Below are 17389 nucleotides of genomic sequence, written 5' to 3'. Positions count from 1 at the left end.
CTAACAACTCAGCTACATATAAGCGGAGACAGCATGTCTGAAGCCCCAAAAACATGGATTGCTTTCGGTGATATTCACCAAAGCCTGAAATTCGTGGATCTGCTCCCGGAGCTGGAAAAAGCTTCCGGGGTTATCGTAACCGGAGACCTGACCAACCACTCCCCGGCCGGAGCCGTTGAAAAGGTCTGGGAAGCCATCTATAGCAGGAACCCCAACATCCTCGCCCAGCAGGGCAACATGGACCGGACCAACGTTACTGAATTCCTGAAAGAAAAAAATGCCAACCTGCATTGCGAGTTCCGTGAACTGGAACCGGGTATTAAAGTCATGGGCGTGGGCTGTTCTATCCCGACCCCTTTCGGCACTCCCGGTGAAATCACCGAAGAGGAAATGGCTCAGTACCTTGAAGACACTCACGCCAGGCTCGGTGATTATGAACAGCTGCTGCTGGTTGTCCACGATGCCCCCTTTAACACCAGTCTGGATGTCATCGGCAACGGCATGCACGTGGGCAGCAAGGCCGTGCGCGCATTCATAGAAAAGCATCAGCCTGAAATAGTTCTCTGCGGGCACATCCATGAATCCAGAGGCGAAGACAGCGTCGGCAAATCCAGAATTTTCAATCCCGGCATGGCTTCCGGCGGCGGGTATGTACTCGTCTCCATTGATAACGGCAGGCTGGATGCAACCCTTAAACAGATATAACCATGAGCAAACTTAGATTCGTCTGGGTCGGCAAACTCAAGGAACCCTTTTTCCGCGATGCTTGCGCCCATTACACAAAAAAACTGGGCCGTTTCCACAAGCTGGAAGAAACCATCCTCAAGGATGCCCCCGGCAAACTGCCGCCCATGGACAAAGTTCAGCACGAAGGCAAGGCCATCATGGCCAAAATCAAGCCCTCGGATATGCTTATCTGCCTTGATGAGAAAGGCAAGGAAATGACTTCGGTGGAGCTTTCCAAGCAGCTGCAACGCTGGACCGAGGACCCGAACCTCACCCCCACTTTCGTTATCGGCGGCCCCTTCGGACTCGCGGACGAGGTCAAAAACGCGGCCCGGGTCAAGCTCAGCTTAAGCAAAATGACCCTGCCCCACGAACTGGCCCGGACCATGCTGCTGGAACAGCTCTACCGCGCTGCTTCCATACTTCGCGGGTCTCCTTACCATCATGTTTAAAGATAGAAAGACAGACTTGAGGCGCTGCGCGCTTTTGGATCAATAGATTTCGCCTCCGGCGGCCAAAGAAACTTTTTGAAAAAAGTTTCTTTGGCCGCCGGGATATATAATTCCCGCTACTGGAGAGACTTATGCTTAAGATGGATTACCTTGAAAGACTGGAAAAATACATGACTTCCGGTGATATGAAATTTGAATTTGATAACGGGACTGAAGAGAAGAGATTTGAAATTCTCGAATTCCTTGAGAAGCTCATGGACGTGGCTGAAATTGCTGACGAACATGCCACCAAGCTGATCTTCAAAGGCGGTTTGCTGGAGGCTCTTTCAGGGGCTGGGCAGGAAGAAGAGTAGTTTTCTAATTCAAACAAGGAGATTTCTTCGATGGTTAAACATGGAAAAAATATTTTCTTGCTTACGGTTGTTTTCACACTGCTCTTCAGTACTCCCTGCTTTGCCGGAAAAGCAGGAAGCTTTGCCGCTGAATTAAGAAAACGTTATTGCGGTGGAACTTCCGGTGCTTCGTACTATGGATGCTACGGCTATATGCATAGACGTGTTGACTTCAACAGACCCAAAGAAGCTGCTAAAAATGAATGTTATTCACTTATATGCAGGAGATATTCAGGCAAGCCCGCAGACAACGCAAATTGCAAAAAGGGATGTGACCAGGCATATGGAAACGACAACTGATTGACCTATCCTAACGCCCTCAAGCACCAGAAGTAGTGCTTTTTATCCCCGGCCTTGTACTGCATGGAATCTTGCAGAGTATGTCCTAATTCTTCAAATTCCTGCTCTGAGGGCGCAGGGTCGTTAGATAAAATCACTATCCGGCCCGACTCTGCCAGCATGGGTTTTACGAATTCCAGCAGATCCTTCCACGGCATAAAGGCTTTGCTGAGAATCAAATCAGCGGGAAGTTTTTCCTGTGGAAATTTTTCCGCACGGCCTTGAAAAACTTCTATACGCGGCAGCTTCATCATCCGCAGGGCAGTGCGCATGAACACGGAACGCTTCTGGCGCGCTTCCACCAAATGGTAATCCCCGGCCTGCCAGAGACAGCGCAGAGGGATTCCGGGCAAACCGGCCCCGGCTCCGAGGTCGAGGGTGACCGGATCATTGGGCAGATCCAGCGAATCAAGAGAATCTGCCAGATGCAGGCTGTCGATAATCAGGGAATGAAAAATCTGCTCCCAGCCCTGCGGACCGACCAGATTCATGGACTTGTTCCACTTGACCAGCAGGGTCACGTAGTAGGCCAGTACCCTTGCCTGATCGGTTGCTGCCTTGAACCCTTCATCCTGTGCAGGATTGTCCCTAAGCTTACGCCCGGCCTTGCTTGCCGCGCCCAGAATATCCGCAGCACTGATATTAATTTCCGCCATTAGCCCTCCTTGCTGTTCCCGGCACTTTGCACACAAAGACCGTTCTTGGCAACTCTGTGTTTTTTCAACACGGAACGGATGGAAATAAGCACCGCAAGACCGCATAGAACTGCAAGACTGGACAGGGAAAAACGCATTACAGTCAAATATTCAGCAGCGGACTGCGGAGTGACCGGAGCCTTGCCCATGATAGTGGACAGAAAAATGGCGATAATGACCATGCTGAAAACCATTCCGATGGTCCGTAAGCCCCCGGAAATAGCCGATGCAAACCCGTAACGGGAAGGCGGTACGCTGCTCATGAGAATAATCATATTCGGGGAGGAGAAAAGGGCAAAGCCGATCCCCAACACCACAAACATGGTGTACAGATAAGGAAGGGTCGTCTGGGAAGTAACCATGGCCCCCATGATGGTTCCTGCTGTGCAGGCCAACATGCCCAGCAGCGCGAGAATACGCGGGGAAAATTTATCGGCCAGCCTGCCGCAAAGCGGTGAAAGTACGGCCTGAACAATGGGCTGAATAACCAGCACCAGCCCGGCATCATGAGGAGTGAACCCTTTTACCGACTGCATGTACAGACTGAACAGGAAAACAATGCCGAAGGTCCCGGCGTAGTTGATGAACTGTACCAGTGCGGCATCGGAAAAATCACGACGTTCATTGAACAGGGTCAGTTCCACCAGCGGGTATTCGGCCTTGTTCTGCATGTAGATGAACAGTGCCACCCCGGCCAGCCCCGCGATCAGGGCCACAGGCCCGAACCATCCGGCACCGAGGCTGGTTCCGCCGAAAACAATGGCCGCTACAGAAAGGGCAATAACGATACTGCCGGGATAGTCAAATTTTTCATCCGAAGCACGGAACCTGCCATTCAAATTGCGGTGGGCAACATAGTAGGAAATCCCCAGCGGAATCATGCCCAGAAAGTAAAGCCAACGCCAGCCCAGATGGGAAGTGACCAGCCCGCCCACATACGGCCCGGCGGACAGCCCCACATAAACTGCGGCCACAGCCCAGCCCATGGCTTTTCCGCGCTCTTCTGCGGGAACGGAATTGGTCAGCAGGGCCATGTTTGTGGCAATACCCATACCGCCGACCATACCCTGAATCATACGCAGCCCGATTACGGTTTCAATGTTGTGGGCAAAGCCGATCAGCATGGTAAAAATTGAAAATAAAAGCACACCCAGCCGGAACATGGGCTGCCTGCCGTGCATGTCGGCCAGCCTGCCCAAAGGAAGCAGCAATGCGGCCACACTTCCGATATAAACTGATTCCACAAGGCTGAGATCAAGGCCGCTGGCCCCGAATTCACGCCCCATGACCGGAAGGGTTATCCCCACTGCCGAAAACATGAACGGCATGGTGAACTGGGTTACCGCCACTGTAAATATGACGGCTTTCTTCTTTGCATCATCCATAAAATTCTCCAGAAATATTCCTATAAATAATCCCAAACCCGCGGCATGCCCAGATTTTCCCGGCTTGTATCAATTACTTTGACCATTAATTCTATAAACTTTTCAGCTTCTTCTTTTGTAAGCCCGGACAGCATGCTCCGGTTGGAATCCATCAGTTCCCGGTGAAGGTCTTCTTTTACAGCCAGTGCTTTCCCGGTAGGGTAAACCAGCTTCTGCCGCTTATTGTCAGGGTTTTCCTTGCGGTACAAAAAGCCTTCTTTGATCAATTTTGCTACAGCTCTGGCCGTAGCAGCTTTATCTATACTCAAAACAGTTGAGAGTTCATCCTGCGACCGCCCCGGATACCTTGTCGCCTGCATGATGAAACCGATCTGTCCGTAGGTGATGCCCAGATCTTTTAATTTTTCCGCTAGAATAGCTTTATGCAATCTGGCCATCTGGCTATTCATGAATCCGAATGAAACGTGTTTTTTTACCATTTCCAATGCTCTTTGTTTGTTGATCAGTCAACCGTTGACTTGTCAACTAACCTACTGGGACCACCCAGTCAACCGAAAAACAAAAATAGTTGATTAGCTGTCAAACGTGTGCTCATATGCCTCTTAGGGCTCTTGATTATTTACACTATACCTCAAATTGAATTCGATCGGAAATACTGATGGCCAATGTTTTAATTATTGATGATGACCCGTTTATAGGGGAACTGCTGATCGCCATTGCTGAAGCTCTGAACCATGACGGAGAAAAAGCCCTGACCCTCAAAGAGGGGCTGGCCCTTGCCCGTGAAGAACGCTTTGATGTTGTCTTTCTTGATGTAATTCTGCCCGACGGTAACGGACTGGATGCACTCCCGGAGCTGCAACAGCTGAACAATATGCCGGAAGTGATAATCATTACCGGGAAAGGTGATTCCAAGGGCGCGGAGCTGGCTATCAATTCCGGGGCATGGGATTATATTGCCAAGCCTGCCAGTCAGGAAGAATACATGCTGCACATGAAAAGGGTCTTCCAGTACCGCAGCGAAAAACAAAGTTCCAGTCCCAAACTCGGACATCATAATATTGTAGGCCGCTCCGATTCAATAGTGCGCTGTCTCGGGCAGGCCGCCAAAGCAGCTGAAAGTCATGTGGGCGTGCTCCTGCTGGGTGAAACAGGCACCGGCAAGGAACTTTTCGCCCGTGCGGTTCACGACAACAGCATGCGCCGCAATGGGCCGTTTATCATTGTGGACTGCGCTTCCATTCCTGAAAATCTCGTGGAATCCATTCTTTTCGGCCACGAGCGCGGTGCCTTCACCAGTGCGGACAAAAGTCAGGACGGACTCATCGCCAAGGCGGACGGCGGGACCCTTTTCCTTGATGAGGTTGGCGAACTTCCGGTATCCCTGCAAAAATCATTTCTCCGGGTCCTGCAGGAACGGACCTACCGCCCTGTGGGTGGCAACGAGGAAAAGCAAAGTGATTTCAGGCTGGTGGCAGCCACCAACCGTGACCTCGAAGCACTGGTCCAAAGTGGAAGATTCCGGCAGGACCTGCTTTACAGGCTGCAGGCATTCACCATCGAACTTCCGCCCCTGCGCCAGCGGGGTGAAGATATACACAGGCTTTCCCGCTATTATTTGAACAAACTTGCCGCGGACTTCAACGCCCCGCCCATAGCCATTTCCGAAGAATTCCTCGACGCGCTGAAATCGTACTCCTGGCCGGGGAATGTGCGCGAACTCTTCAATGTGCTGGAACAGGTCTTTACCGCCAACCCTGAAGCCGGGGAATTCCTGCCTATCCATCTTCCTGTGAGGTTGCGTGTATCAGCCGCCCAGGCATCGGTTCTGCCTAAACAGACACCCCGCAATACCCTGACTGTTATCAAGGGCAACCTGCCCCGAAGAAACCAGTCCCAGAATGAAGACGTCTCTTTTCCGGAAATCAATGTACCGGACTCAAACAAACTTCCATCTTTTAAGGAATACCGGGATGAAGCGGTCAACAATGCCGAGAAATTATACCTTGAACAGCTGGTACTGGTCAGCAAGGCCAATATGGCTGAAGCAGCCAGAACATCGGGCATATCCGTTTCCAGACTATACGCCCTGCTCAAGAAGCATAATATAAAGAAGCAGTACTCAATTGATTAGCCATAAAAAAAACGAATCCCCTGCGACAGCCTGTCACAGGGGATTCGTTTTTCCGCAAACCTGAACTTATCTATTCCATGGAACTGATATTAAAAGCCACGGAATAAAAATGGTGGGTGAAGTCAACGTATTCAACAGGAACATTCTTGGGGACATCAATCCTTGCCTGCGCAAAGTTGACAATGCCCTTAATTCCGCCATCCACCAGATAGTTGGCCGCACGCTGCGCCCTTTCCGGCGGGGTGGTGATGATCCCGATCTCAAGACCGAGCTCTTCCACTCTGGCCTTGAACTGGCGGGTACAGACAACCTCAAGCCCGGAAACAACTTCCCCGATTTTATATGGGTCGCAGTCAAATGCCGCGCGGATGGAAAAACCGCGCAGGGCGAATTCCTTGTGGCGCAGCAGGGCGCGTCCGAGGTTACCGACACCCACAAGGGCGCAGCCCCAGACCCGGTCTACACCGAGGGACTGCTTGATGGATGAGATCAGCTCGTGCACGTAGTAACCGACGCCGCGCACTCCGAATTCACCAAAATATGCCAGATCCTTACGAATCTGAGAAGGGTTGACCGAACAGGCCCGGGCCAGTTTTTCAGAGGATATAACCTCTACTCCGTCCCTTTTAAGTCCTGTTAAAACCTGTATGTAAACAGCAAGCCTTTTAATGGTCGCTTTGGGGATATTCTGGGTTTTCACTTTAGTTTCCTATTTTCCATGACAAATGTACTTGCACGAAAAGTATCAGCTGGTAGTTGGAGGTATTAAGTCCGATCACTCCCCTACTGGAGGGACATTTCAAACGCAACCTTTTCCGCCACCCTCAATTAAAATAATATACACTAAAACCCTTGGTTTAGGCTACCCCGTGGAGTGCATAATATTAATTTATGCAGGGGATTATAGCCCGAATGCCCGTAAAACCCCGATACCGGCATCAAACCATGTGAAAAAATTAACAATTGTTGTGGAAAAAAAAGGAGGTCCGAAGACCTCCTTTAAATATTTCCAAATCCTTGGAACTAACCGATGAGGGGGTTAGCGAAGAGCAGGATCAGGTTAACAACGAGAGCGTAAATGGCCAGGGATTCTACGAATGCCAGACCAAGAATCAGAGTAACAGTGATTTTACCACCAGCTTCGGGGTTACGTGCAGTACCTTCACAAGCAGCTTTCAGACCGAGGCCCTGACCGATACCACAACCGGCAGCAGCGATAGCCATACCGATAGCGGTAGCAGTAGCGGTTGCGGAAGCAACTTCGGGAGCTACGCCAGCAGCAAATGCTGCGCCAGCAGCGAGAACCAGAGCCATGGTGTTCAGAACGATAAGCAGAGCTTTACGCATTGTAAAATCCTCCAAAATATAAGTTTATTTAACAGGTCGTTAGACCATTTCCCCAAATTAAGTGCTTGAATCCTAGTGAGCTTCTTCCAGAGAACCTTTCAGATAAATCATGGTCAGCATGAAGAAAATGAAAGCCTGGATAACCTTTGCCAGCATGAACAGGAAGTACATGGGCAGGGTGGAAACTACAGGAGCAAGCAGGAACAGAAGTACGAGAACGATTTCCTCACCGCGAATGTTACCGAACAGACGCAGAGTCAGCGAAAGCGGACGAGAGATGTGGGAAACCACTTCGATGATGAACATCAAGGGAGCAAGAGCCGGAATGGGGCCCATGAAATGCTTGATGTAGTGGGCACCATGAAGTTTGATGCCGATGTAGTTGTAGTAAAGAAAAGTACATACAGCCATTGCTGCGTTGGTGTTGACGTTCGCAGTAGGAGCGTCAAAACCGGGAATAAGACCCATGAGGTTCAGTACGAGGATGTATACAAAAAGAGTACACATGAAAGGAAATACCTGACGTCCGCCCTCACCGACGTTTGTGACGACAAAATCTTCCAATCCCCCGATGACGATCTCGGCAAGGTTCTGCACCCCGCCGGGAACCAGACTGAGCCTTCTGGATACGATGAAACCCAGTACGAAAAGAACACTCATTCCGAACCATGTGTACCACACGTGGTTGGGGATGTGAGTTCCCAGAGCGTGGTTAAGCTCTGTCATGATCAATAATGGATGTGGTAAACCTCCAGCCATGATCCTTATGCCTCCTTCACTTTTTGCCGTAACCCGGCTACGCCCCAAAATATCGCATTCACAACTACCGTACTAAGACCTGCCAGAAGAGCGTAAATTGAACACTGTCCCCAGACTATTAGCCCGTAGATGACCAGCCCGGATAAAATGAGCCGACCGTAGAAGCGAATTAACAAGGACACAACCGCGCCCTTGCGCATATAAGCCAGATGCTGACCGAACTTGGCCAGCGACCAGAAGTTGAACGTAACTAGAACCGCTCCTGCTGCCAGACCCAGTGCCCAAGAGGCAAACCCGATGGATACTACGGCAGCGATAAGGCATGTTCCCGCAGCGATGTACAATTGATTTCGTACCAAGCTGCGTACGTCCGGATGAGTGAAGCCCCGCCTGTGGAGGAATGATTCAATCTTCTGATTTATTTTCATTGGTTCCAGGACCTTTCCCCTGATCCTTTTTCTGAATGCGCTGAACTTCATCGAAAACATTCTTGAAGCCGGCAGCGATTCCGAAACACAAGAAAACAATTAGAAGCCAAGGCTTCGTTCCCAACCATTTATCGAGATACCACCCGATACCCAACCCGACAAAGGTGGATACAACTAAGTGAGTTCCGATCGTAGCGGCATTGCCGAGCAGATCGAAAGCCTCTTTATTCCCTTTCAAAAAGAACATGTTGCTTCCGGTCCTTTATTTTATCCGGGATGGAATTTGGTGCGCAAAGCGGACTTTGCGCAAACCTTCACAAGTGAGTTCCGTCTAGCACGATCATCAAATAAGAGTCAACGGATTCTTTATCCAGAAGCTCTATTTAACTGAAAATTTATTCCAAAGATCAGCAGAGGAACCCACCTCGCAACAGAAAACACCTGAAATTCATAGCCCTGAAAATCAATACGCGCAACTGCAAAATCTATTTTGAACGTATATTCAGCGCATTTTTATCTTTATTTTTCAAAGAACTCTTTAATATTACACACAATTTTAATTTGTAAAAATTTTCACAATCAGCCTGTATCAAAAAATTCACTTATTTCAGCTGCACAGTGACTTTTTTTTCATATGCACGTAATCTTATTACTCAAACCGGATACCGATTTAACACAGGAAGATCACGAAAATATGAGCATCAAAGAACTATCCTTAGACAGACTCAGCTCCAGACAGGAGCCTGCTGAAATCAAATACAGCACCAGTTCCGATATACCGGAATCAAAATACGATTACGACCAGTTCCAGCCCCGTGCCCTGCAGGCTTTCCGCATGGCTCTGGCCATCAAGGGCACCTGCCACAACCTGTACCTTTCCGGGGACCCGAACCTCGGCCGCAGCTACTTTGCCCGTGAATATTTTGAGCTTCGCGCTGCGAAGCAGGACACTCCTCCCGACCAGCTCTACCTGCACAACTTTTCCCGGCAGGACCACCCCATTGCGGTCAGCCTGCCGGCCGGACAGGGCAAAAAATTCAAAGACGCCATGTCCGAGACTGTCTCCCAGATCAAAGAACAGCTGCCCACATGGTTTGAACGGGAGCCGCATGTAAAAGCCCTTGAGCAGATTTCGCGCACCTTTCAGGATGAGCGGGAAGACCTTTTCGCCAACATGGAAGAGCTGGCCAAGGAACGCGGCTTCAGCCTTGAAATCGATGATCACGGCGGACTAACCCTGATTCCGCTGGTGGAAGGACGCATCCTCAATGATGACGAATTCGAACGTCTTGAGCCTGAAGTACGCAAAACCCTGCGCAATGCCGCCGATGACCTGCTGGCCGAAGTGACAACCATCCTGCGCCGCATCAGCAAGACCGAAGAAGGTTTCCGCAAGGATGAACGCAAGCTGCATCAGGATTCTGCAAAGGAACTGCTCAAAGACCTGCTCAAGCCGCTGCATGAAAACTTCGGTGAATTCGAGCGCATTAAAGGCTATCTCGGCGAGCTTGAGGAGGAACTACTCGACAACATCGATCTGTTCATGCCCAAGGAAGCTCAGGCCGCGTCTCCCATCCCCGGCCTGCAACTGCCGGAAAGTTCGCCGACAGAAGAGCTGTTTGCCCGTTTTGAGGTCAACCTGCTTGTTGACAACAGCAAGACAGAAGGCGCGCCCGTGGTCATGGCCGACCACCCGACCCTGTTCAACCTGCTCGGTTCCATTGAACGGGAATCTGAAATGGGTGCCCTGTATACCGACTTCACCCTGATCCGGGCCGGGGCCATCCACAAGGCCAACCACGGCTACCTCATTGTCTACGCTGACGACATCCTGACCACTCCCTCTTCATGGGAAGGGCTGCTCCGTGCCCTGCGCACCGGGCAATCCAAGATCGAAGACCCCGGTGAAGGGGATCAGGTTCGCACCAAAACCATTGAACCGGAAGCCATCCCGCTGGACCTGACCGTCATTCTGATCGGTTCCGAGGAAACATACGAACTGCTGCTCTATAATGATGAAAGGTTCGGGAAATATTTCAAGCTCAAGGCGCACATGCAGCTTTCCGCCCAGCGCACCCCTGATAATGTGGAGCGTTTTGTACGCGTACTGGGCAAAATCATTGATGATTCCAAGCTGCTGCCTTTTGATCGGCTCTCTCTGGCAAGGATCGTGGATTATTCCAGCCGCTTGGCCGAAGACCAGAAAAAGCTTTCCCTGCGCATCCCGCTTTTGAAGGAAATGATGGTTGAAGCCTCGGCTCTGGCTAAACTGGACGACAAGGGGTTCGTTGACCTTCCCGCTCTTGAAGATGCCATTTCCATGAAGGATTTCCGCTCCAATCTTTATGAAGATGAATATATGAGCGAATATGACCGCGAGGTCATCAAGGTTGAGACTTCCGGCGAAGGTGTCGGCATGGCCAACGGCCTTTCCGTAACCCTTTTCGGTAATTATGAATTCGGTTTGCCGCACCGTATTTCCTGTACCATCGGAGTGGGGCACGGCGGAATTCTGGACCTTGAACGCGAAGCGCGCATGGGCGGCCCTATCCATACCAAGGGCATGATGATCATCAAAAGCTACCTTGTGGGGCTTTTCGCGCAGGATAAACCCATCGTGCTTACCGGGTCCCTCTGCTTTGAACAGAGCTATGCCGGAATCGAGGGCGACTCCGCGTCCGGAGCCGAACTGGCGGCCCTGCTTTCCGGGATTTCCGGAGTACCCATTAAATTCGACTATGCCTTCACCGGGGCGGTCAGCCAGTCCGGGACCATCATGGCCGTGGGCGGGGTCAGCCGCAAGATCGAAGGTTTCTTTGAAGTCTGCCGCCGCCGGGGTTTAAACGGTAAACAGGGTGTTCTCATTCCGGCGGATAATGTGCTAAACCTCATGCTCAGAAGCGAGGTGGTTCAGGCCGTGGAAAATGGTGAATTCCATATTTACCCGGTTAAAACAATTGAAGATGCCATCTACATCCTCACCGGAACGGAAGCCGGAACCAGGGGTGAAGACGGAAAATTCCCGGAAGGGACACTATACCGCAAAGCTGACGACAGACTGGCGGAACTGGCAAGACTGGCCAGCCTCCACGAATGTAAAAAATAAACCAGACAGGAAATTAATATGTCCAATTCATGGATACAGGCCAAAATGCCTGAATTTGTCCGTGACACTTTCAGGGATTTCTGCCTGGCGGGCAGCGCGCTGGAAGAACAGTTCGAAACATTCGACCGCGAACGCAGCGTCAGTTTTGAAGTGCTTGATGATCTCATCGGCACCAAAATGAACAAAGGGCTGCTCTGGCGTTTGAAAGATACCGCCCACCTGCTCTTCCGCAATGAAGAGGGCGATCCCCTTTCCGGGCGTTTTCTGGACTGGGGCATGGGTTATATTTTTCATGAGGCTTTCAAGCTGCGTGAAGATGCCTACCAGAATCTTAACTACGCCCCGCTCTTTTCAAACCTGCGCGGCAAAGACACCACCCTGCCTGAATCAATGATCGGGCAGGATTTTGTACAGGTTGTCGAGCAGACCGAAGAAAGTATGGACCGCGAAATCAGCCGTATCAGGTTCATTATTGCCAGATGCCGCAAACTTTTTCCCATTTACTTAAAAATTCACAAGGATAACGGACTTCTGGGGCGTTTGCTCTTTTCCCAGAACCATCTGATAGTAGAAGTTTTTCGTGAAGAATACGAAACACTTATCGACACCATCTATGGAGATGAGCCTGAGATGCTTTATGTTCTCGCCGCCCGCAGCCTGCGCCGGGGCGGATGGATGGAAAAGGCCGTGGAGGCCACCGAACTGGCCTATAAATTAAACCCGAACAACCTCAGGGTGTTGCAAGAAAAAGAAATTGTTGATAATTGGACGAAAACAGTTAAAGTATGACTAAGCAAGCGAACAAATTCTAAAATAATTGCAGGAGGCCTTGAAAATGAAAAAACTGATCTTGCTCGCAATCGCGTTCAGCCTGATGTTTACATTAGGATGTGCTAAAAAGCAGGTCCAGCAGGAAGAAGTGGTGGTTGTAGAAGAAACCGAAGTTGTAGTTGTTGAGGAAGAGCCCGCAACTGTTCCCCCGACTCCCATGGAAATCTACGAAAGTGAGTACAAAAGTCTGCCCACTTCCCACGTAGTAACCAAAGGCGAATGCCTCTGGTGGATCGCTGAATATCAGCAGATTTACAATGATCCTTTCATGTGGCCCCTTATTTACAAAGCAAACCGTGACCAGATCAAGAACCCTGACCTGATTTACCCCGGTCAGTCCCTTGAAGTTCCCCGCGCCGGCTTCACCCTTGACGAAGTTAAGGATGTACGCAAACAGGCCGGTGCTTCCTGGAAAGCTCTTGAGCCCGCTGAGAACGCAATGGTTCCCGGCGAAATGAAAGCTGCTCTCGGTTACCTGTAGAAATACAAGTATACGAATGCACAAGCCCGGTTTCCTGAAAAGGAGACCGGGCTTTCTTTTTTCTTATGCTTGAATTTAAGAGTAATTACAGGATATATAAATAAGAATAACTTTCTATCACCAGAGGCGAAGCCCTAATAAAAGGTTTTGGGATTCTTAAACCCTTTTGCAAAAGGGTTTAAGGCCCCCGGCAGGGCGCCCCGCGAGGCCGCCGGAGGCATAACACATGAAATTTACCAATTGGCTTAAATCGGGATTCGGCAAGCTTGTTATTGCCACGGCCCTGCTGCTCATCTTAAGCACCCTTGCTTTCTACTGGATAGAACTCCATGAAGGCGAGGATGCCCGGCTTTCCCATGCATTATGGTGGACAATCGTAACCGTGACCACTGTGGGCTATGGCGATATGGTCCCCAACTCAATGCCTGGCAGAATTCTCGGCGCACTGGTCATGATTTTCGGCATAGGGCTAGTTGCATCACTTACCGGTAACATGGCTTCCATGCTGGTGGAGCAGAAAGCCAAAAAACGCAAGGGGCTGCTATCTGTGAAAGTCAGCGACCACGTAATCATACTGGGCTGGAACGACTATGCCTTCGGGCTTATCGAATCACTTACCGAACAGACCGATCCGCGCAAGCTGCAACTGGTCATAGTCAGCAGCCTTGAAAGCGAAGTCCGCGACGAAATAGCCTTCAGGCTGGACATGGGTGACCGGCTGAACTTCGTTCACGGCAACATCAGTCAGGCCAATGTCATTTCAAGAGCCAACCCGTCCGTGGCCCGCAATGTCTACGTACTCTGCCAGAGCGGTCTGGACAGCAAAGAATCCGACCAGCAGGCAATATACGCGGTGCTGGCCCTGCGCACTCTGGCCCCGAAGGTTCCGGTCTATGCGGAAATTGCCCGCCAGGAAAATAAAGAACACCTGCTCCGGGCCGGGGCCAATGAAATCCTCGTCCGCGGGGAAATATCCGGGCGCATGATGGGCATGATGGGTGCCAGCCCTTCCATGTGGTCCTTTTTCCGCAACCTCATCGGACTCGGTGATTCAGGCATGCTTACTTTCCGGCCCTGCAACAATGAAGAACAGCAACTGGACTGGGGTGAACTGAGCACCCGGATCAGAAACAGCAGCGGAGACCTTCCGGTAGCGGCCTGCAAACTGGGCAAAAACCTCAGTCTTCAGGATGTGCTGGACGAAGGCTCGGCACTGGACCAGTTCATCATGGAACTTTTCAAGACTTCCGGGCAGGACACCTCGCTGGGCATGCAGGGCCCGAAAGTCCAGATGAATCCCCCGGACAACGAACCCATGGACGAGTACGACGCCCTGCTCGTTATCAGCAGTTCCACAGGAGTGGAACATGGCTGATTACTGGCAATCCATCCCCCTTTTCCAGAATCTGGACGAGGAAGAATTGCAGCAGGTCAAACCCATCTTTGCCAGCATCGCGGTCCGTTCCGGCACGGACATTATTTCCGAAGGTGAAGAAGGGGACGAAATGTTCATCCTTGTGGATGGAAAGGTACGCATCACCAAAGCCATGCTCATGAAAGGCATGACCCTGCCGCTCACAGAAATCAAAAACACCAGCAAAGTACTGGCCAACCTCGATGACAGCAGCTACCCCATGTTCGGGGAAATCGCCCTCATTGACCGCGACCATCGCTCAGCCACAGTGACCGTGGTGCAGGATTCCGAATTTCTGGTCACCGACCGCATGAAATTTTTTGAGCTTGCTGCAGCTCATCCGCCCATCGGCGGCAAGATGCTTATGACCATCAGCAAAAGGCTGGCCGCCACAGTGCGCCGCAACAATACTGAACTGGTCAAACTGACCACCGCCCTTGCGCTGGCCCTTTCACGATCCAGTAAATAACCGGCACCCGCTTATTAATAAATAATCCGGCCCTTATAAAAGAGCCGGATAAATTATTCTTTGATACGTCGAAGCTCCACTTTGACCCTGTTGTTGAGGTTGGGACATTCCCAGACCTGAACATCCGGATCATCACCAAAGGGAAAAGTTCCCCCCAATTGCAGCGTTGTCACCCATCCTGCAATATTGCTGTAAAACAATCCGCAAAAATCACCGCACTTATGGGTGCTGAGTTCAAACTCATCACCGGGTTTCATTCCAATAGTGCAGGTCCCTTCAGTCTCGATAACTTTTGCCACAACCCTGCTGCCGATGGCTGGAAATTTTACAGACATTGATCGCTCCTTAAGTATTATCAGATTTATGTCTCCTGCTGAGACGATGACCGGATATCTAAAGAAACGAATGAAATATTTCTGTAGCGAAGACTACATCTTCAAATTTTCAAGGTAATAATTTTATTTTTAGAGCTGATCCTTCCTTTGGAAACAAGAACCTGCATGGCCTTGGTAATACTGACCCGATGGGCTCCCACCAGAAAAGCAAGCTCATCATGGGTTAACTTAAAAGGAATCCTGCAGCTATCTCCGACCACGCATCCATGCTCTTTGGAAATACCGGAAAGGACACTATATAACCTGTCCGCAAGGCTGACCTCCGCAAGACTTTCAATCCTGCCGGACAATGATGAAATCCTGTTGCTCATGGATTTTATAACATTCAGGCCGATCTCAGGATTTTGCAGGACAAGGGATTGGAAATTATTCAGGTTAAAGCCGCAGGTTACTGTTTCCTCCATTGCTCGGGCACTCACCGGGTAAATATCAATACCGGAAAAAAGATCCTCACCAAGAATGTCCCCGTGCTTTCTGAAATCAAGAGTAACTTCACTGCCCTCTTCGCTGACTTTACTAAGCTTGATTCTCCCCGACTTCACGAGAAACAACTCATCAGCCTTCCCGCCCTGACTGAATACAAGCTGCCCGGCGGATATCTCCCTCCTGATACCTATGGTTTGCAATTCCTTAAGCTGGCTTTCGCTGAAATGCTCAAATATCCATAGATCTTTCAAACACTTGCTTGTGCCGACAAAGCTCCCTGCTGCACACTGGTCACATATGCTTCCCATACTGCTCTAATCCTTATTCCGATTAAATAGATTTATGCTCGTGAATCTGACACAGCAAAAACATGCGGTCCAGTAAGCAATAAATGAATCTAGCGGGTACTTATTACCCAATTATAATTCATTGAACTGGACTTTAACCCATTCAAACACTATGCATGGGTTACTTGATTGCGCTCTTAGCGTATCGGTAAATAAAGATTTTTCCTGATCACGGAGGCTCAAATGTCAAAATATGTTGTTGTGCTTTCCTGCCTGCTGCTCCTTTTTTCCGCAGGTTGCGCAAAGAAAAGAATTTATTCCACTCCCGCTGTTTCGCATCATAAAGTGAAAAAGCAGGACTCCCCCAATGTGGTCAAGCCGGTGCTGAAAACCGACCCCTACACTGTGCACGGCAGGACCTACGTGCCGCATTTAAGCTCCAAGGGCTACAAAGCACAGGGTCTGGCTTCATGGTACGGTGATGATTTCCACGGCAAAACAACCGCCAACGGCGAAACTTACAACATGTACGCCATGACCTCCGCCCACCGCACCCTGCCCATGGGCACCATGCTTGAGGTCACCGACCGCCACAGCGGACGCAAGGTAATTGTACGCGTCAACGACCGCGGTCCCTTTGCCGACCCGGATCTGCGCATCATTGATCTTTCATATGCCGCAGCATCCAAGCTGGGTATCGTCAATAAAGGACTGACCCCGGTGGAACTGCGGGCCATTGAAGATGTAAATGTGGAACCCGTGGAAGCTGCTGAAATAGTAGCTGAAACCGCTGCTCCCACAGAAGAGGCCGTGGTGGAAGAAACAGTTGAGGCCGCTCCCGAAGTTGAGGAAATCATCATCACTGAAGAAGCAACCGCACAGGCCCACTACTACATTCAGGTTGGCGCATTCACCGACCATGACCGCGCAACCGCAGTGCTGCAATCTCTTCGTGACAGCGGATACAAAGAATCCCGCATGGTGGAAGTGGACGTGAACGGACAGAAGTTCATGCGCGTACAGGCCGGATACTTCTACAACATCCCCGCTGCCGAAGACGCCATGGCTACCCTTGGCAATGAGTACGGCAATGTTATTTTAGTTACTGAATAAAAATTATTTGATGCGCTACGCGCTTTTTGATAATTAGTTGTTACCATTGGGGAGACTAAAGGTTGCGCACCTTAGTTTCCCCTTTTTCTTTACTAGCAGCCAGCTTTAAGGCACGAATAGTCCAGCTATTACTCAATTATACCTATTAAAAGTTTTTGAAGAGTCCAGAGAAACTTTTTACAAAAAATTTCTTTGGTCCCCCTGAAAGGG

20 protein-coding genes are annotated in these 17389 nt (G+C 50.3%); 10 read left to right on the top strand and 10 right to left on the bottom strand.

The genetic code is table 11. The features are described from left to right. Positions 1-33: 33 nt before the first annotated feature. The 3 genes from FMR86_RS06635 (at position 34) to FMR86_RS06625 (ending at position 1531) form a co-directional block, all read left to right on the top strand. Entirely contained in the window at positions 34-705 is a 672-nt protein-coding gene (locus FMR86_RS06635) for a metallophosphoesterase (protein ID WP_163350302.1), read from the top strand. 2 nt (positions 706-707) lie between these two features. Further along, the gene (locus FMR86_RS06630) at positions 708-1178 is read left to right on the top strand and encodes a 23S rRNA (pseudouridine(1915)-N(3))-methyltransferase RlmH (protein ID WP_163350301.1); all 471 of its coding nucleotides are present in this window, start codon (positions 708-710) and stop codon (positions 1176-1178) included. 131 nt (positions 1179-1309) lie between these two features. Further along, positions 1310-1531, top strand: a complete 222-nt coding sequence (locus FMR86_RS06625; RefSeq protein ID WP_163350300.1) for a hypothetical protein — start codon at positions 1310-1312, stop codon at positions 1529-1531. A gap of 344 nt (positions 1532-1875) precedes the next feature. Here the strand turns inward: FMR86_RS06625 and rsmG are convergent, their stop codons facing one another. Genes rsmG through FMR86_RS06610 form a run of 3 tightly spaced genes read right to left on the bottom strand, consistent with a single transcriptional unit; the run spans position 1876 to position 4468 of the window. Next, positions 1876-2565 carry a 16S rRNA (guanine(527)-N(7))-methyltransferase RsmG gene (rsmG, locus tag FMR86_RS06620; protein WP_163350299.1) on the bottom strand — a complete coding sequence of 230 codons (690 nt, stop codon included), beginning with the start codon at positions 2563-2565 and terminating at the stop codon, positions 1876-1878. Next, a complete protein-coding gene (locus FMR86_RS06615; RefSeq protein WP_163350298.1) occupies positions 2565-3989 on the bottom strand; it encodes an MFS transporter in 1425 nt (474 codons plus the stop codon). Before FMR86_RS06615 ends, rsmG begins: the two co-directional genes overlap by 1 nt. 20 nt (positions 3990-4009) lie before the next feature. Next, entirely contained in the window at positions 4010-4468 is a 459-nt protein-coding gene (locus FMR86_RS06610) for a MarR family winged helix-turn-helix transcriptional regulator (RefSeq protein WP_163350297.1), read from the bottom strand. Between the two features lie 179 nt (positions 4469-4647). Here FMR86_RS06610 and FMR86_RS06605 point away from each other — a divergent pair, with 179 nt between their 5' ends. After that, positions 4648-6123, top strand: a complete 1476-nt coding sequence (locus tag FMR86_RS06605) for a sigma-54 dependent transcriptional regulator (RefSeq protein ID WP_163350296.1) — start codon at positions 4648-4650, stop codon at positions 6121-6123. A gap of 70 nt (positions 6124-6193) precedes the next feature. Here FMR86_RS06605 and FMR86_RS06600 read toward each other — a convergent pair whose 3' ends face one another. From FMR86_RS06600 to FMR86_RS06580, 5 genes are all read right to left on the bottom strand, one after another. After that, positions 6194-6823: a redox-sensing transcriptional repressor Rex gene (locus FMR86_RS06600; RefSeq protein WP_015853584.1), complete on the bottom strand. Its 630-nt coding sequence runs from the start codon at positions 6821-6823 to the stop codon at positions 6194-6196. Positions 6824-7146: 323 nt separating this feature from the next. After that, positions 7147-7470 carry an ATP synthase F0 subunit C gene (gene atpE / locus FMR86_RS06595; protein ID WP_015853585.1) on the bottom strand — a complete coding sequence of 108 codons (324 nt, stop codon included), beginning with the start codon at positions 7468-7470 and terminating at the stop codon, positions 7147-7149. 72 nt (positions 7471-7542) lie between these two features. Further along, entirely contained in the window at positions 7543-8229 is a 687-nt protein-coding gene (gene atpB / locus FMR86_RS06590) for a F0F1 ATP synthase subunit A (RefSeq protein ID WP_163350295.1), read from the bottom strand. A gap of 5 nt (positions 8230-8234) precedes the next feature. Then, complete coding sequence (locus FMR86_RS06585; RefSeq protein ID WP_239057163.1) at positions 8235-8588, bottom strand: ATP synthase subunit I; 354 nt, start codon at positions 8586-8588, stop codon at positions 8235-8237. Positions 8589-8634: 46 nt separating this feature from the next. After that, positions 8635-8904, bottom strand: coding sequence for an AtpZ/AtpI family protein (locus FMR86_RS06580; RefSeq protein ID WP_163350293.1), 270 nt, complete (start codon positions 8902-8904; stop codon positions 8635-8637). A gap of 447 nt (positions 8905-9351) precedes the next feature. Here FMR86_RS06580 and FMR86_RS06575 point away from each other — a divergent pair, with 447 nt between their 5' ends. From FMR86_RS06575 to FMR86_RS06555, 5 genes are all read left to right on the top strand, one after another. Then, complete coding sequence (locus tag FMR86_RS06575; protein WP_163350292.1) at positions 9352-11763, top strand: AAA family ATPase; 2412 nt, start codon at positions 9352-9354, stop codon at positions 11761-11763. 18 nt (positions 11764-11781) lie between these two features. Then, on the top strand, positions 11782-12552 hold the full coding sequence (locus tag FMR86_RS06570) for a hypothetical protein (RefSeq protein ID WP_163350291.1): 771 nt from the start codon (positions 11782-11784) through the stop codon (positions 12550-12552). 46 nt (positions 12553-12598) lie between these two features. After that, a complete protein-coding gene (locus FMR86_RS06565; protein ID WP_163350290.1) occupies positions 12599-13075 on the top strand; it encodes a LysM peptidoglycan-binding domain-containing protein in 477 nt (158 codons plus the stop codon). Positions 13076-13301: 226 nt separating this feature from the next. Beyond that, complete coding sequence (locus FMR86_RS06560) at positions 13302-14450, top strand: ion channel (RefSeq protein WP_163350289.1); 1149 nt, start codon at positions 13302-13304, stop codon at positions 14448-14450. Next, the gene (locus FMR86_RS06555) at positions 14443-14958 is read left to right on the top strand and encodes a Crp/Fnr family transcriptional regulator (protein ID WP_163350288.1); all 516 of its coding nucleotides are present in this window, start codon (positions 14443-14445) and stop codon (positions 14956-14958) included. The genes FMR86_RS06560 and FMR86_RS06555 overlap by 8 nt, the downstream gene beginning before the upstream one ends. A gap of 53 nt (positions 14959-15011) precedes the next feature. Here FMR86_RS06555 and FMR86_RS06550 read toward each other — a convergent pair whose 3' ends face one another. Both FMR86_RS06550 and FMR86_RS06545 read right to left on the bottom strand, forming a co-directional pair. Next, positions 15012-15293 carry a TIGR04076 family protein gene (locus FMR86_RS06550; RefSeq protein ID WP_163350287.1) on the bottom strand — a complete coding sequence of 94 codons (282 nt, stop codon included), beginning with the start codon at positions 15291-15293 and terminating at the stop codon, positions 15012-15014. Between the two features lie 101 nt (positions 15294-15394). Next, on the bottom strand, positions 15395-16087 hold the full coding sequence (locus FMR86_RS06545) for a Crp/Fnr family transcriptional regulator (RefSeq protein WP_163350286.1): 693 nt from the start codon (positions 16085-16087) through the stop codon (positions 15395-15397). Between the two features lie 222 nt (positions 16088-16309). On the opposite strand from FMR86_RS06545, the gene FMR86_RS06540 reads away from it, so the two are divergent. Then, complete coding sequence (locus FMR86_RS06540) at positions 16310-17179, top strand: septal ring lytic transglycosylase RlpA family protein (protein ID WP_163350285.1); 870 nt, start codon at positions 16310-16312, stop codon at positions 17177-17179. Positions 17180-17389: the final 210 nt, after the last annotated feature.

It is taken from the genome of Desulfovibrio sp. JC010, assembly GCF_010470675.1.
GTDB lineage: Bacteria > Desulfobacterota > Desulfovibrionia > Desulfovibrionales > Desulfovibrionaceae > Maridesulfovibrio.
Note: the sequence above shows the minus strand (reverse complement) of the source record. Positions and strands in the feature narration are given on the sequence as shown.